Origin of the sequence: Pseudoduganella dura, from assembly GCF_009727155.1 — a bacterium.
GTDB lineage: Bacteria > Pseudomonadota > Gammaproteobacteria > Burkholderiales > Burkholderiaceae_D > Rugamonas > Rugamonas dura.
The window spans coordinates 2,959,955-2,974,228 of sequence record NZ_WNWM01000002.1 but is presented as its reverse complement, the minus strand read 5'-3'; the positions used below and the strand labels follow the sequence as shown (position 1 = coordinate 2,974,228).

At 64.9% G+C, this 14,274-nt stretch carries 15 protein-coding genes; 11 read left to right on the top strand and 4 right to left on the bottom strand.

Translation table 11 applies throughout. The features are described 5' to 3' along the window. Positions 1-46 precede the first annotated feature (46 nt). The 8 genes from GJV26_RS13010 to GJV26_RS12975 all read left to right on the top strand — a co-directional run bounded on the left by GJV26_RS13010 (position 47) and on the right by GJV26_RS12975 (position 6,912). A complete protein-coding gene (locus tag GJV26_RS13010; protein WP_155709176.1) occupies positions 47-739 on the top strand; it encodes a Crp/Fnr family transcriptional regulator in 693 nt (230 codons plus the stop codon). Positions 740-874: 135 nt separating this feature from the next. After that, on the top strand, positions 875-1,876 hold the full coding sequence (locus GJV26_RS13005; protein WP_155709175.1) for an alpha/beta fold hydrolase: 1,002 nt from the start codon (positions 875-877) through the stop codon (positions 1,874-1,876). 61 nt (positions 1,877-1,937) lie between these two features. Further along, entirely contained in the window at positions 1,938-3,755 is a 1,818-nt protein-coding gene (locus GJV26_RS13000; RefSeq protein WP_155709174.1) for an aminopeptidase P family protein, read from the top strand. After that, a complete protein-coding gene (locus GJV26_RS12995; protein ID WP_155709173.1) occupies positions 3,752-4,015 on the top strand; it encodes a hypothetical protein in 264 nt (87 codons plus the stop codon). Before GJV26_RS13000 ends, GJV26_RS12995 begins: the two co-directional genes overlap by 4 nt. A gap of 1 nt (position 4,016) precedes the next feature. Then, the gene (locus GJV26_RS12990; RefSeq protein WP_155709172.1) at positions 4,017-4,757 is read left to right on the top strand and encodes an MgtC/SapB family protein; all 741 of its coding nucleotides are present in this window, start codon (positions 4,017-4,019) and stop codon (positions 4,755-4,757) included. Positions 4,758-4,901: 144 nt separating this feature from the next. Next, positions 4,902-5,486 carry a DUF924 family protein gene (locus tag GJV26_RS12985; protein ID WP_155709171.1) on the top strand — a complete coding sequence of 195 codons (585 nt, stop codon included), beginning with the start codon at positions 4,902-4,904 and terminating at the stop codon, positions 5,484-5,486. After that, the gene (locus GJV26_RS12980; protein ID WP_155709170.1) at positions 5,486-6,304 is read left to right on the top strand and encodes a Rossmann-like and DUF2520 domain-containing protein; all 819 of its coding nucleotides are present in this window, start codon (positions 5,486-5,488) and stop codon (positions 6,302-6,304) included. The genes GJV26_RS12985 and GJV26_RS12980 overlap by 1 nt, the downstream gene beginning before the upstream one ends. Positions 6,305-6,549: 245 nt before the next feature. Continuing rightward, positions 6,550-6,912, top strand: coding sequence for a hypothetical protein (locus tag GJV26_RS12975; protein ID WP_155709169.1), 363 nt, complete (start codon positions 6,550-6,552; stop codon positions 6,910-6,912). A 6-nt stretch (positions 6,913-6,918) separates the two neighbouring features. Here GJV26_RS12975 and GJV26_RS12970 read toward each other — a convergent pair whose 3' ends face one another. Beyond that, positions 6,919-7,515 carry a molybdopterin-dependent oxidoreductase gene (locus GJV26_RS12970; RefSeq protein ID WP_155709168.1) on the bottom strand — a complete coding sequence of 199 codons (597 nt, stop codon included), beginning with the start codon at positions 7,513-7,515 and terminating at the stop codon, positions 6,919-6,921. 49 nt (positions 7,516-7,564) lie between these two features. Between GJV26_RS12970 and GJV26_RS12965 the strand changes: the two genes are divergently transcribed. Then, complete coding sequence (locus tag GJV26_RS12965) at positions 7,565-8,161, top strand: alpha-ketoglutarate-dependent dioxygenase AlkB family protein (protein ID WP_155709167.1); 597 nt, start codon at positions 7,565-7,567, stop codon at positions 8,159-8,161. Positions 8,162-8,385: 224 nt separating this feature from the next. Then, positions 8,386-8,970, top strand: a complete 585-nt coding sequence (locus tag GJV26_RS12960; RefSeq protein ID WP_155709166.1) for an outer membrane beta-barrel protein — start codon at positions 8,386-8,388, stop codon at positions 8,968-8,970. A 163-nt stretch (positions 8,971-9,133) separates the two neighbouring features. Here the strand turns inward: GJV26_RS12960 and ettA are convergent, their stop codons facing one another. The 3 genes from ettA to GJV26_RS12945 all read right to left on the bottom strand — a co-directional run bounded on the left by ettA (position 9,134) and on the right by GJV26_RS12945 (position 12,212). Continuing rightward, positions 9,134-10,801, bottom strand: a complete 1,668-nt coding sequence (gene ettA, locus GJV26_RS12955; protein ID WP_155709165.1) for an energy-dependent translational throttle protein EttA — start codon at positions 10,799-10,801, stop codon at positions 9,134-9,136. Positions 10,802-10,884: 83 nt separating this feature from the next. After that, the gene (gene rarD / locus GJV26_RS12950) at positions 10,885-11,781 is read right to left on the bottom strand and encodes an EamA family transporter RarD (RefSeq protein WP_155709164.1); all 897 of its coding nucleotides are present in this window, start codon (positions 11,779-11,781) and stop codon (positions 10,885-10,887) included. Beyond that, the gene (locus tag GJV26_RS12945) at positions 11,778-12,212 is read right to left on the bottom strand and encodes a GNAT family N-acetyltransferase (protein WP_155709163.1); all 435 of its coding nucleotides are present in this window, start codon (positions 12,210-12,212) and stop codon (positions 11,778-11,780) included. Before GJV26_RS12945 ends, rarD begins: the two co-directional genes overlap by 4 nt. Positions 12,213-12,397: 185 nt before the next feature. Between GJV26_RS12945 and GJV26_RS12940 the strand changes: the two genes are divergently transcribed. Next, positions 12,398-14,269 (top strand): potassium transporter Kup, encoded by a 1,872-nt coding sequence (locus GJV26_RS12940; RefSeq protein WP_155709162.1) that lies wholly within the window; start codon positions 12,398-12,400, stop codon positions 14,267-14,269. The last annotated feature ends 5 nt before the right edge of the window (positions 14,270-14,274 follow it).

Here is a 14,274-nt window from a genome sequence, read left to right as displayed (position 1 = left end):
GTCGTTTGGAAGACAATCACTCCCACTTTCGATGGTGCGATGCAAAATGAATGACAAGGTTCCCAGCCTGAACGAAGCATTGCGCGGCGCGCTGTGGGCGCAGGCATTGACGGCCGAACAGATGGCGCGAGTGGAGGCCACCACGTTCGAAGTATTCGTGCCGAAGGGCGGTTATGTCTGCCGCAAGGGAGAAGTCGTCGACAACTGGGTGGGCATCGTGGCCGGCATGGTCAAGATGAACAACTTCTCGCCATCCGGCAAGAGCGTGACCTTCACCGGCGTGCCGCCCGGCGGCTGGTTCGGCGAAGGGTCGCTGCTGAAGGACGAGCGGCGCAAGTACGATGCGATGGCGCTGCGCGACAGCCGTATCGCCCGCATGCCGGCCGAAACGTTCCACTGGCTGCTTGAAGGCAGCCTGCCGTTTACCCGTTTCCTGCTGATGCAGCTGAACGAACGGCTGGGCCAGTTCATCGGCATGGTCGAGCACGAACGTCTGCTCGACCCCGACACACGCGTGGCCCGCTGCCTCGCCTCCCTGTTCAATACCCACCTGTATCCCGGCAGCGAGCGGCTGGTGCAGATCTCGCAGGAAGAGGTGGGGCTGCTGTCCGGCGCGTCGCGCCAGCGTGCCAACCAGGCGCTGCAGGTGCTGGAGCGGGAAGGTTTGTTGCGCGTCGACTATGGCGGCATCCGGATTCTCGACCTGGAAGGGCTGCGGCGGTTCGACGCACATGCTTGATAGCGCGCAAATGCGTGCTCGTTTGCGCTTGCAATTGCGTTGAAAGTGATTGTTGTTCTGTGTTAGTCCCTTAACAAATGGCATCTGGTTCCTGCCTTAGCCTGTGTGCAGACACGGTTAATCCAGGAGCTTTTCATGTTGCAACTAAGTAAAAAACAAACGGCGTGGGCGGCAGCGGCAGCTGCGCTGGCGGCCGCCTACGTCGTGGTACGAAGCAAGACGAAGCAGGCCGAGGCGGAAAATCCGCCCACCGGGGAATTCGTCACCGTCGATGGCGTGCGGCTCCATTACGTCCGGCGGGGAGCCGGTCCCGCCGTCGTACTACTCCACGGCAATGGCGCCACGTCGCTCGATTTCGAACTGTCCGGCCTGATCGACATGCTGGCGCGCGAGCATACGGTGATCGCCTTCGATCGCCCCGGCTTCGGCTACAGCGACCGCCCGCGCAGCACGGTGTGGACGCCGCCGGAGCAGGCCGCATTGCTGGGCAAGGCACTGCGGCAGTTGCATGTCGACCAGGCCGTGGTGGTGGGCCATTCCTGGGGCACGCTGGTAGCGCTGGCGATGGCCATGGACAACCCGGGCCTCGTAAACGGCCTCGTGCTGATGGGTGGCTATTACTACCCGAGTCCGCGGCTGGACGTGGCGCTGATGGCAGGCCCCGCCATCCCGGTGCTGGGCGACGTGATCCGTTTCACGATTTCACCGCTGGTCTCGCGTTTGCTGTGGTCGGGGCTGGTCAAGAAAGTGTTCAGTCCGCAGCCCGTCGCCGAGAGCTTCAAGCGCTGGCCGAAGTGGCTGTCGCTGCGGCCGTCGCAGTTGCGCGCTTCCAGCGCGGAATCGGTACTGATGGTACCTGCCGCCGCGAACCTGCGCGATCGCTATGCCGAGATCACGATGCCCGTCACGATCTTCACCGGCACCGGCGACAAGATCGCCAACCCCGGCCACAACGCCGAGCGGCTGCACCGCGAACTGCTGCAAAGCCAGTTGCACTCGGTGCAGGATGCCGGCCACATGCTGCATTACGTGGCGCAGGACGACATCGTGCGCGCCGTCGGCGACATCACCCACGACCGTCCGCATATGGACTTTCAGCTGACCACGCATCACGCCGCGCCGCAGGTGCTGCACTGATGAGCGGCTGCGCGGTATCATTCGGCCACGTGTACTTCTTCGTGTGCCACTGATACCCGCCATGTCCACCACCACAGCCGCCACTCTCATCGCCGACCGCCTCGCCGCACTGCGCCAGGCCATGCGCCGCCACGGCATCGATGCCGTCATCGTGCCGTCGTCCGATCCGCACCTGTCCGAATACCTGCCGCCGCGCTGGAAAGGGCGCGAGTGGCTTTCCGGCTTCACCGGGTCGGTCGGCACGTTCATCGCCATGCAGGACTTCGCCGGCGTGTGGACCGACGGCCGCTACTGGACGCAGGCCGAAACGGAACTGGCCGGCACCGGCATCGCGCTGATGAAGATCGCGTCCGGCGCGAGCACCGAATACGTGGGCTGGCTGGCCGCCACGCTGCAGGCGGGGCAGACGGCGGCCGTCGACGGCACCGTGCTGGGACTGGCCATCGCCCGGATGCTGCAGGGCGCGCTCGACGCGAAAGGGGTTGTGCTGCGTACGGACATCGACCTGCTCGATGAAGTATGGCGCGATCGCCCGGGCCTGCCGCACGATCCCGTGTACGAACACGCTGCGCCGTATGCCGCCACGTCGCGCCATGACAAGCTGGCGGCGGTGCACGCCGCGATGAAGGAGCAGGGCGCCGACCGGCACCTGATCTCCACGCTGGACGATATCGCCTGGCTGTTCAACCTGCGCGGATCGGATGTCAACTTCAACCCTGTCTTCGTATCGCATGCGCTGATCGGTCCGGAACATGCCACGCTGTTCGTGGCCGACGGCAAAATAAAGCCATCGCTGGCGGCGAGGCTCACGGCGGACGGCGTCACCGTCGCACCGTACGAGCGTGCCGCCACCGCGCTGGCCGACCTGGCACCCGGCACCGTGCTGCTGCTCGACCCGCGTCGCATCACGCACGGCACGCGCGCGGCGGTGCCCGGCCACGTGAAAGTGGTGGAAGCGATCAACCCGACCACCTTCGCCAAGTCGCGCAAGACCGAGGCCGAGGCGGCGCACGTGCGGGCCACGATGGAACAGGATGGCGCCGCGCTGTGCGAGTTCTTCAGCTGGCTGGAGGGCGCGCTGGCACGCCGTGGCGAGGTGCCGCTGAACGAGGTCGACATCGATCGCCACATTACAGCCGCACGGGCGCGCCGGCCCGGCTTCGTCAGTCCCAGCTTCGGCACGATCGCGGGGTTCCAGTCGAACGGCGCGATCATGCATTACCGCGCCACCGAAGAGGGTTGCGCCGTCATCGCCGGCGACGGCCTGCTGCTGATCGATTCCGGCGGCCAGTACCCCGGCGGCACCACGGACATCACGCGCGTGGTGCCGGTGGGCGACATCACGGCGGAGCAGCGGCGCGATTTCACGCTGGTGCTGAAGGGGATGATGGCGCTGTCCGCCACCCGCTTCCCGCGCGGCACCAAGGCGCCGCTGCTCGATGCGATCGCGCGCGCGCCGATCTGGGCGGCCGGCGTGGATTTTGGCCACGGCACGGGCCACGGCGTGGGCTTCTTCCTGAACGTGCACGAAGGGCCGCATGCGATCACGCCGTCGCTGATGCCGGAACCGCACACGGCGATGGAACCGGGCATGATCACGTCGATCGAGCCGGGCATCTACCGGCCCGGCAAGTGGGGCATCCGGATCGAGAACCTGGTGCTGAACCGGCTTGATCTCACGACGGAATTCGGCGAATTCCTGCGCTTCGAGACACTTACGCTATGCCCGATCGACACGCGTTGCATCGACCGGGCGCTCCTGCGCGACGACGAGATCGCATGGCTGAACGATTACCACGCCACCGTGCGCGAACGCCTGGCACCGCTGGTGACGGGCGAGGCGCTCGCGTGGCTCAACGAGAGGACCAGGGCATTATGAGCAGCCGTTCCACCAGGGCATCCAATGCAGTCGACCGGCTCAAGCTGCGCAGCGGCAACCAGGGCTGGTCGATGTCGATCACCGGCAGCGGCCATTTCTTCCTGACCGAAGGACCGGGCCAGCCGCCGCTGTGCCCGCCGATGGAGCTCGACGAGTTCGTCGCCTTCGTCAATGCGCAGGGGCCGCAGACGCCGAGGCGCATCAGCAAGCTCGACGTGGCATTCGAAAAACAGCTGACGAAGAAACCGCCGAAAGCCTGACATGACGCTCGACATGCTGGGGGCGTACTGGTCGTCCACGGAGCTGCTGACGAACGGCGTGATCTTCCTGAACCTGCTGGGCGCGCTGCTGCTCGGCATGCTGGTCGGGTACGAGCGCTCGTATCACGGCCGCGCGGCCGGCATGCGCACGTATGGCCTCGTATGCATGGCATCGGCCGCGCTGACGGTGATCGGCGGCTACCCGGAGCACTGGTTCGGCGGGCACATGACGGCGCTGGTCGGTACCGATCCGACCCGCGTGGTACAGGGCATCGTGACCGGCATCGGTTTCCTGGGGGCCGGGGTCATCATGCGCGAGGGGTTCAACATCAGCGGGCTGACGACGGCGGCGTCGATCTGGGCATCGTCCGTGATCGGCATCCTCGTCGGCGTGGGCTTCTATGCCGCGGCGATGGGGCTGGCGCTGCTGTCGGCGGTGGTGATGATCTACCTGTCGCGGATCGAAGCCTGGCTGCCGTCGCGGCACGCGATCGCGATCACGCTGCGCTTCAAGCCGGGCTACCAGCCTTCGGAAGATGCGTTGCGCCGCATGGCAACCGAGCGCGGTTACGAGATCGCCGGCGGCTCGCTGATGATCGCGCTGGAAGGCGGGCGGATGGAATGGCGTTTCGTGGCGCTTGCCCACAGCAAGCGCAGCGGCGCCCCGTTCGGCACGCTGGCCGCCGAGATGGCGCACTACGAGGGCGTGGACGGGTTCCAGCTCACGCATGCACGCAACTGAAGCACGTAACTGACGCAAGCAATCGGCGCCCGCGACCGAAGCCTGCAACTGATATTGCCGCACACCGGGGTCAGACCCCAGTTTCAGGAAATATTTCCTGTTCTTGGGGTCTGACCCCGGTTTGAGGAAACTTTGGGAAACATCATGCTCGTCACATCGCAAGACGTACTGGATTTCTGGTTCCTGCCGATCGGCGTGAAGGGCCACAACACGCAGCGGCCGGAATGGTTCCGCAAGGATGACGCGTTCGACCGCGCCGTGTTCGGGCACTTCGGCGACGCGGTCGAGGATGCGCTGGCCGGCGGCCTGCGCCAGTGGGACGACGAAGGTACCCAAGGCGCGCTCGCGCGCATCCTGGTGCTGGATCAGTTTACGCGCAACATCTACCGCGGCACGCCGAAGGCGTTTGCCGGCGATTCGCTGGCGCTGGAGGCCGCGCTCGCGATCGACAATTCCGGCGCGAACCAGACACTGCCACCGGTGCAGCGCGCCTTCTCGTTCATGCCGTTCGAGCATGCCGAGAACCTGTCGATGCAGGATCGTTCGGTGATCCTGTTCGACAAGCTGGCCGCCGGCAGCACGGGCTTCGAAAGCATGTTCGATTTCGCGAAGCGCCACCGTGACGTGATCCGGAAATTCGGCCGCTTCCCGCACCGCAACGAGATCCTCGGCCGCACGTCCACGCCCGACGAGGTGGAGTTCCTGCGGCAGCCGGGATCGGGATTCTGATGCGCAGGCTGTCCATCGTCGGCGCCGGGCATGTGGGCCGTGCACTGGGGCGGTTGTGGCATGACGCCGGCGTGTTCGACGTGGCGGGCGTGCTGGCGCGCTCGCCGGCGTCGGCCCGGCGCGGCGTGGCCTTCATCGGTGCCGGCGTTCCCGTCGTCGATGCCGCGGCGTTGCCCGAGGCGGATGTCTACATGCTGGCCGTGACGGACGACCAGATCGTTCCCGCCTGCGCGGCACTGGCCACCAGCCGGCCGCTGGAAGGCGCCATCGTGTTCCACTGCAGCGGCGCGCTGGCCTCGGGAGCGCTGGAGGCGGCGCGGCAGGCCGGTGCGCTGGTGGCGAGCGTGCACCCGATTCGCAGCTTTGCCGATCCCGAAGCCGTCGTGGCGGCCTTTGCCGGCACGTATTGCGGCATTGAGGGCGAGGCCGGGGCGCTGGCACGGCTGTCGCCGGCCCTGGAGGCGATCGGCGCCCGGCCCGTGCCGATCGACCCTGCGGCCAAGACGGTTTATCACGCCGCGGCCGTGTTCGCGAGCAATTACCTGGTCACCGTGCTCGACGCCGCGCTGCGTGCCTGGCAGGCAGCCGGCATCCCGGAAGACGTGGCGCGCGAGCTGGCGCGGCCACTGGCGCAGGAATCGCTGTCGAACGTGTTCCGGATGGGGGCCGCTGGGGCATTGTCCGGCCCGGTGGCGCGCGGCGATTACGCGACCGTGCAGCGGCAGCAGGCCGCGGTATCGGCATGGGATGCCGATACCGGCAACCTGTACGGCGCGTTGGTGCCGCCCACGGCCGCGCTGGCGGCAAGGAAACGCTAAGCCCCAACACCAAGCCCAAGCCCAAGCGCAAGCCCAAGCCCAAGCCCAAGCCCAAGCGCCAAGGACAGGCGCCTTCGGTGGGCATCCATACCAGATTAACCGGAACGCAATCTTGTCGCCTCGGCGTAAAAGCGTTGCGCTACAGCAAAAATACGTCAGGATGATCGACAAAATTGGCTGAAGGCAATAAGCTAGATCCTCTTTTACCGCTTATCGCCCGGCGCCGCGCCGGACAAGGGATCGTTATGTTATTTCTGAAGTCCACGACCGTGACCAAGGCGCCCGGCATCTATGAAGTCGATATCGCCGCCAAACCGCCTGGCAAGACCTATGGCGTCTACCTGGCAACCGATCCGGCCAACCCGCCGGCCGGCGTGCTCGAAGCCCTGGCTGCCGCCGGCTTCCAGCAAACCCACAGCTCCGCCTACACCCACAAGGACCGGGGCAAGGTGCTCGACCTGCATTTCCACAAGGATGGCACCGACCTGTTCAAGGGATGGAAGCTGGAAGAGTGCGAAGCCAACATGGCGCAGATCACCGCGATCTTCGGCGGCGTGGGCATCACGTTCACGCCGCGTGTCATGTCGCTGGCCGAAGCTTACGCCTGACGCAAGTTACGCTACATCGATGTGATACAGGGCCCATGGGCACGAGCCGAAGCGCTCGGCCACGGGTCTTGCCGCCATTTCGGGTACCCGGTCCGCATCGTAGAGCGCCCACAGCGGGCCCAGGCCGCCAAGCGCCATCGGTGCGCCATCCATCCGCGTCGCCACGATGAACCGCTGGCTGCGCGCCTGAGCGCCGGTGATCGATGCCGCATAGCCGTCCACCGCGCGCAGCGTGATGCGGGTGCCGTCGGCGACGGCGGCGCCGGCCGCCTTCAGCACATCCGTCAACAGCGGGCCGGACAGCGCATGCACCTTGCTGTCGTATTCCAGCGTGGGCCGGATCGTCAGCGCCGGCAGCGCGGCCAGGGCCGCGTAGTCGAACGCCCACGCCTTGTCGAACGACAGCTTCTGCTTGAACATCATCTGGTCCGCCACCGGGTCGAACTTGCCGCGATTGGCTTGCGGGACCGCGCCCGTGACCGTCAGCAGCGTGGGACCGCGGCTGGTGTTCTTCGGCGCGGCGAGTGCCGGGGCAGCCAGTGCCGCTCCGGCGCTTGCCACGCCGGTACCCGCCAGCGCGGCCAGGAACGTACGTTTTTCCATCAGGTTTCCTCCTTGTCTTGGTGGCTCGAAGCCGCCATTATCATGCGTCATGGACCTGTTCTCCGCCGACGCCACCCTGCAGCCCATACCGATCGAGGATGGCGCACTGTCGTTCCTGTCGCAATTGCCGCTCGACATCCCGAATGACGTGATATTGCGCCGGCTGCTCGACGAGATCGCGTGGCGCGAAGAAACCATTTTCCTGTTCGGCAAGGCCCAGAAGCAGCCGCGGCTTTCCGCCTGGTACGGCGAGGCGCGCTATACCTATTCGGGCCGCACCTTCCACCCGTTGCCGTTCACGCCGCTGCTGCTCGACATCAAGCGCGCCGTGGAAGAGGCCACCGGCGCGCGCTTCAACAGCGTGCTGCTGAACTGCTACCGCAACGAGCGCGACAGCATGGGCTTCCACAGCGACGACGAGCCCGAGCTCGGCCCCGAGCCCGTCATTGCGTCCGTCACGTTCGGCGCCACGCGCACCTTCATCCTCAAGCACAGGAAACGGGCGGGCACCCTCAAGCTGGACCTGACCGACGGCAGCCTGCTGCTGATGGCCGGTGCGCTACAGGAGCACTGGCGCCATGGCATCAACAAGGAAACCAGGCCACGCGGCCTGCGCGTCAACCTCACCTTTCGCATGATTCGCTGAAAGCGTTTCACGACAACACTTTATTAGGGTTTTTTAAGGGAACGCCGCCAGTTTGGGGGTGTTCCCTTCGTTTCAATGGTCATTACATCTGCTAACAATTATTACGGAAATGGACCTTTTATAAATGAGGTCCGATGATATCTTGGTCTCATCGCGGTTCCTCACATAAATGAACAGCGATCCCGCAGCACCGTCAGAACAACCATTTTGCTGAGAGATCAATCATGAAAAACACCATTCTTGCCATTGTTGCTTCCGCTGCCGCCTTCGGTGCCGTTTCCGCTCATGCTGCCGATGGATCGCCGTATGTCGGTATCGGCGGCGTCGTCAGCGAACATCGCTACGAGCTGCGCAACGATACGTCCGGCGTGGACAACAGCAAGCACGAATACGGCGGCAAGTTCTTCGCCGGCTACCAGATCAACCCGATGTTCGCCGTGGAAGCCGGTTACACCGACTTCGGCAAATCCGATTACGCCTACACGGTGAACGGTGCCAGCGGCCGTGCCGAAGCGGATTCGAAATCGTATTACCTGGCCGGCAAGGCCAGCTACCCGGTAGCGGAAAAGGTCAACGTGTTCGGCAAGCTGGGCGTGGCCCACAACAAGAATGAAGTGAGTGCCACCGGCCTGGCCGCCGCCTGGAACGGCGACAGCAGCCGCAATTCGGTCTATGCCTCGCTGGGCGCCGAATATGCGGTAAACGAGAAAGTGGCGCTGTCGCTGGAATATGAGCACTACGGCAAGAACGACATCGACGTGGGCCGCAGCAAGGGTGCCGTGTCGCTGAACGCACGCTACAGCTTCTAAGCCGGCGTTGTACCGATCGAGGCCGGGCGCGACAACGGCGGTTCGAAAAGAACGCCAATGTCCCTGTGCCCGCCTCACCGGAAGAGCTTGTCTTCGTGAGAGAAGATGAAGAGCAAAAAAAACGGACTCCGTCGGGAGTCCGTTTTTGTTCGCCCAAGCCGGCTTAATTCGTCAGCGGCTTGTAGCGGATGCGCTTCGGCTTGGCGCCTTCCTCGCCGAGGCGTTTCTTCTTGTCTGCTTCGTATTCCTGGTAGTTGCCGTCAAAGAACGTCACCTGCGAATTGCCTTCGAAGGCCAGGATGTGGGTGGCGATCCGGTCCAGGAACCAGCGATCGTGCGAGATCACCATCACGGAGCCGGCGAATTCGAGCAGCGCGTCTTCCAGCGCGCGCAGCGTTTCCACGTCCAGGTCGTTCGACGGTTCATCGAGCAGCAGCACGTTGCCGCCCTTGAGCAGCGTCTTGGCCAGGTGCAGGCGGCCGCGTTCGCCGCCGGACAGGTTGCCGACGATCTTCTGCTGGTCGCCGCCCTTGAAGTTGAAACGGCCGAGATACGCGCGCGACGGCATCTCGAAGCGGCCCACGCTCAGCATGTCGGCACCGCCGGATACATCGTCGAACACGGTCTTGTTGTTGGCCAGTTCATCACGGCTCTGGTCCACCAGCGACACCTTGGCGGTCTTGCCGATCACGACTTCGCCGCTGTCCGGCGTGTCGATGCCGGCGATCATCTTGAACAGCGTGGATTTACCGGCGCCGTTCGGGCCGATGATGCCCACGATCGCGCCCGGCGGCACGATGAACGACAGGTTGTCGATCAGCAGGCGGTCGCCGAATGCTTTCGATACGTTCTTGAACTCGATGACGTCGTTGCCCAGGCGTTCGGCGACGGGGATGAAGATCTCCTGCGTCTCGTTGCGTTTCTGGTATTCGTATTCGGACAGTTCGTTGAAGCGGGCCAGGCGGGCCTTCGACTTGGCCTGGCGCGCCTTCGGATTCTGGCGCGACCATTCCAGTTCCGTCTTCAGCGCCTTCTGGCGGGCCGATTCGGTGGATTCTTCCTGCTTCAGGCGCGCGCCCTTCTGGTCCAGCCACGAGCTGTAGTTGCCTTTCCAGGGAATGCCGTGGCCGCGGTCCAGTTCCAGGATCCATTCGGCGGCGTTGTCGAGGAAGTAGCGATCGTGGGTGATGCCCACCACGGTGCCCGGGAAGCGCAGCAGGAACTGTTCGAGCCATTCGACCGATTCGGCATCGAGGTGGTTGGTCGGTTCGTCGAGCAGCAGCATGTCCGGCTTGGACAACAGCAGCTTGCACAGTGCCACGCGACGCTTTTCACCGCCCGACAGCACGCCGATCTTCGCATCCCAAGGCGGCAGGCGCAGCGCATCGGCGGCCATTTCCAGCTGCAGGTTCAGGTTGCCGCCATCGGCGGCCGCCAGGATCGATTCCAGGCGCTGCTGTTCGGCGGCCAGCGCGTCGAAGTCGGCATCTTCCTCGGCATAGGCGGCGTACACGGCGTCGAGCTTGGCCTGCGCTTCGAACGCTTCGCCCAGGCCCGATTCCACTTCCTGGCGCACGGTTTTTTCCGGATCGAGCTGCGGTTCCTGCGGCAGGTAGCCGATCGACAGGCCCGGCATCGGGCGCGCTTCGCCCTGGATGTCGGTATCGATGCCGGCCATAATCTTCAGCAAGGTCGACTTACCGGAGCCGTTCAGGCCCAGCACGCCGATCTTCGCACCCGGGAAGAACGAGAGCGAAATATCTTTCAGGATCTGGCGCTTGGGCGGGACGATTTTGCCCACGCGGTTCATGGTATAGACGTAATTTGCCATTGAGAAATTCTCGAATTGAGTGAGGTGACTGTAAAGAAGGTCAACAAGGATACGCCAAACGTGGCGGGAGGGCCAGTGAGCCGCTAGCTGGCCGCCGTCCGCCGCGACGTGATGAACCCCTCCGCCACGTACAGGGCCAGCGCGCTCCAGATCACGATGAAGCCGGCCAGCCGCGCGCTGGTGAACGTTTCGTGGAACACGACCAGCCCGAGGACCATCTGGATCGTCGGCGCGATGTACTGCAGCATGCCCAGCACCGACAGCGGGATTTTCCGCGCGCCGGCGGCGAACAGCAGCAGCGGGATCGCGGTGATCGGGCCGGCGGCCACCAGCAGCGCGCGCGTGGTGTCGCTGGGCGTGTTCACGAACGTATTGGCGCCGTGCACCGTCAGCCAGACCACGTAGCCGGCCGCCAGGGGGAACAGCAGCAGCGTCTCGAACGACAGGCCTTCGAGCGCCGCCAGCGCGGCGGTCTTGCGCAGCAGGCCATAGGCACCGAACGTGGCGGCCAGCACCAGCGCGATCCACGGCAGCGTGCCGGCCTGCCAGGTGAGCCATGCCACGCCGGCGGCGGCCACGCCGATGGCGATCCACTGGCCGCCGCGCAGCCGTTCCTTCAGCACGAACAGGCCCAGCAGCACGTTGAACAGCGGCGTGATGAAATAGCCCAGGCTGGCATCGATCACATGGCCATTGTTGACGGCCCAGATATAGATGAACCAGTTGGCCGACAGCAGCAGGGCGCTGGCGGCGAACGTGGCCACCACTTTCGGCTTGCGCAGCACGTCCGGCAGCCACTTCCATTGGCGGCGTACCGTCAGCACGATGCACAGGAACAGCAGCGACCACACCATGCGGTGCGCCAGGATTTCCACCGGCGGCACTTCGCCGATCGCATGGAAATACAGCGGGAACAGGCCCCACAGCAGGAAGGCGGTCGTGGCATTGAGCACGCCCGCGCCTTGTCTTTCTTTCGTCATGCCAGCTCCAGGTGCAGGATCGGGTACGGATGGCCGAACGGGTCGCGTTCCGAGCGCCCGACCTGCCTGAACCCCAGCCGCGCATAGAAGCCGGCGGCCTGGCCGTTCTGCTCGTTGACGTCGACCTTCGTGGCGCCCAGCGTGCCGATGGCGAATGCCGCCAGCGCGCGGCCGGCGCCGCCGCCGCGCCGGTCGGGGTGGACGAACAGCATGTCGATGTTGCCAGCCGCCACGCCGATGAACGCGTACGGCGCGCCGGTACTGTCGCGCAGGCAGTACAGTGGAGCAAACGTGCCGAGCAGTTCTCGTACCAGCGGCGCCAGGGTGTCGATGGCTTCCCCGGTGAGGAAATCATGGGTGGCGCGGACCGCTGCCTGCCACACCTCGAACAGGCGGGGCACATCGGCCGGCGTCGCTTCATCGATGGTCATTGCATCGGCCATTGGGCTGGTCACTGAGCTGTTCATTGAGCTGGTCCTTGCGGCGGTCATCGCGGCATCCTTTCACGAGGCGCGACCTTAACACAACGGCATGGCATGCGCTGGGGGCCGCCAGCTTGCTTTTCAAGGGCAGTTGGCCTATTGTGCAATGCGCAAAATTTACTTCGGGTGCAACTTTGACAGACAAGAAAAGCAGCCTCGCCGCCCTGACGCTGGCGGCGGTGGGCATCGTCTACGGCGACATCGGTACCAGCCCCCTCTATACCCTGAAAACCATCTTCGACCCCGACCATGGCCTGGTGCTGAACGAAGCCAACCTGCTGGGCGTGGTGTCCCTGATCTTCTGGGGCCTGACGATCGTTGTTTCCCTGAAGTATGTGACTCTGGTGCTGCGCGCGGACAATCGCGGCGAGGGCGGCATCATGGCGCTGATGGCACTGGCGCTCAATTCCGTGAGCAAGCGCTCCGGGTGGCATTTCCCGCTGCTGGTGCTGGGCGTGCTGGGCGCCACGATGTTCTACGGCGACAGCGTGGTCACGCCCGCCATCTCGGTGCTGAGCGCGATGGAAGGCCTGGAAGTGGCCACGCCCGCGCTGGCCCCCTATGTCGTGCCGCTGACGATCGTGGTGCTGGTGCTGCTGTATTCGGTGCAGCGGCACGGCACGGCCGGGATCGGCCGCTTTTTCGGGCCCATCATGGTGCTGTGGTTCGCCGCGCTGGCGGCCATGGGCCTGGTGAACATCGTCGAACGGCCCGACATCCTGCGCGCGCTGAACCCGCTGCACGCGGTGTACTTCATGATCGACAACGGTTTCATCGCGTTCGTGGGCCTGGGCGCCGTGGTGCTGGCCTTTACCGGCGCCGAGGCGCTGTATGCGGACATGGGCCACTTCGGCAAGAAGCCGATCCGCATGGCATGGTTCATGGTGGCGTTCCCGGCGCTGGCGCTGAATTACTTCGGCCAGGGCGCGCTGCTGCTGCATGCGCCGGAAGCGATCTCGAATCCGTTCTTCCAGCAGCTGGGCAGCTGGAGCATCTATCCGCTGGTGGTGCTGGCCACGATGGCCACCGTGATCGCATCGCAGGCCACGATCTCCGGCACGTTCTCGATGACGAAGCAGGCCATCGCGCTGGGCCTGCTGCCGCGCATGCGCGTGATGCACACGTCCGAACACCAGATCGGCCAGATCTATATCCCGGCCGTCAACTGGCTGCAGCTGATCGTGGTGCTGATCGCGGTGGTGGGCTTCGGCTCTTCGGACGCGCTGGCGGGTGCCTATGGCATCGCGGTATCGGCCACGATGCTGGCCACCACCATCCTGACGTTCTTCGTGATCCGCTACCGCTGGCACCTGCCGCTGCCGGTATGCATCGCCGCCACCGGCTTCTTCCTCGTCATCGACGTGCTGCTGTTCTCGGCCTGCACGCTGAAGCTGTTCCATGGCGGCTGGATGCCGCTGCTGCTGGGTACCGCGCTGTTTACCATCATGCTCACGTGGCGCACCGGCCGCCACCTCGTGTTCCTCAACCTGCAAAAACACGCGATCCCGCTGGAGGACTTCCTCAGTTCCCTGTTCGTGGCGCCGCCGGTGCGGGTACCCGGCACCGCCGTGTTCCTGCGCGGCGAGAGCGATGGCGTGCCCCATGCGATGCTGCACAACCTGTCGCACAACAAGGTGCTGCACGAGCGCGTGGTATTCCTCACCGTGCACATCCTGGAAGAGCCCTACGTGGCGCCCGAGAACCAGGTGCGCATCACGGACCTGGGGCACCAGTGCTACCAGGTCAACGTGAGCTACGGCTTCAAGGACGAGCCGGACATTCCCGTCATCCTCGACCAGTGCGCCGGGTACGGCCTGACATTCGAGATGATGGAAACCTCGTTCTTCATCGCCCGCCAGACCGTGATCTCGGCGCCGCAGCAGGGCATGGCGCCATGGCGCGAACACCTGTTCGTGGCGATGTCGCGCAACGCGCGCGCCGCGGCCGACTATTACCAGATTCCGCCGAACCGGGTGATCGAACTGGGCACCCAGGTCGAGATCTGAGGGGT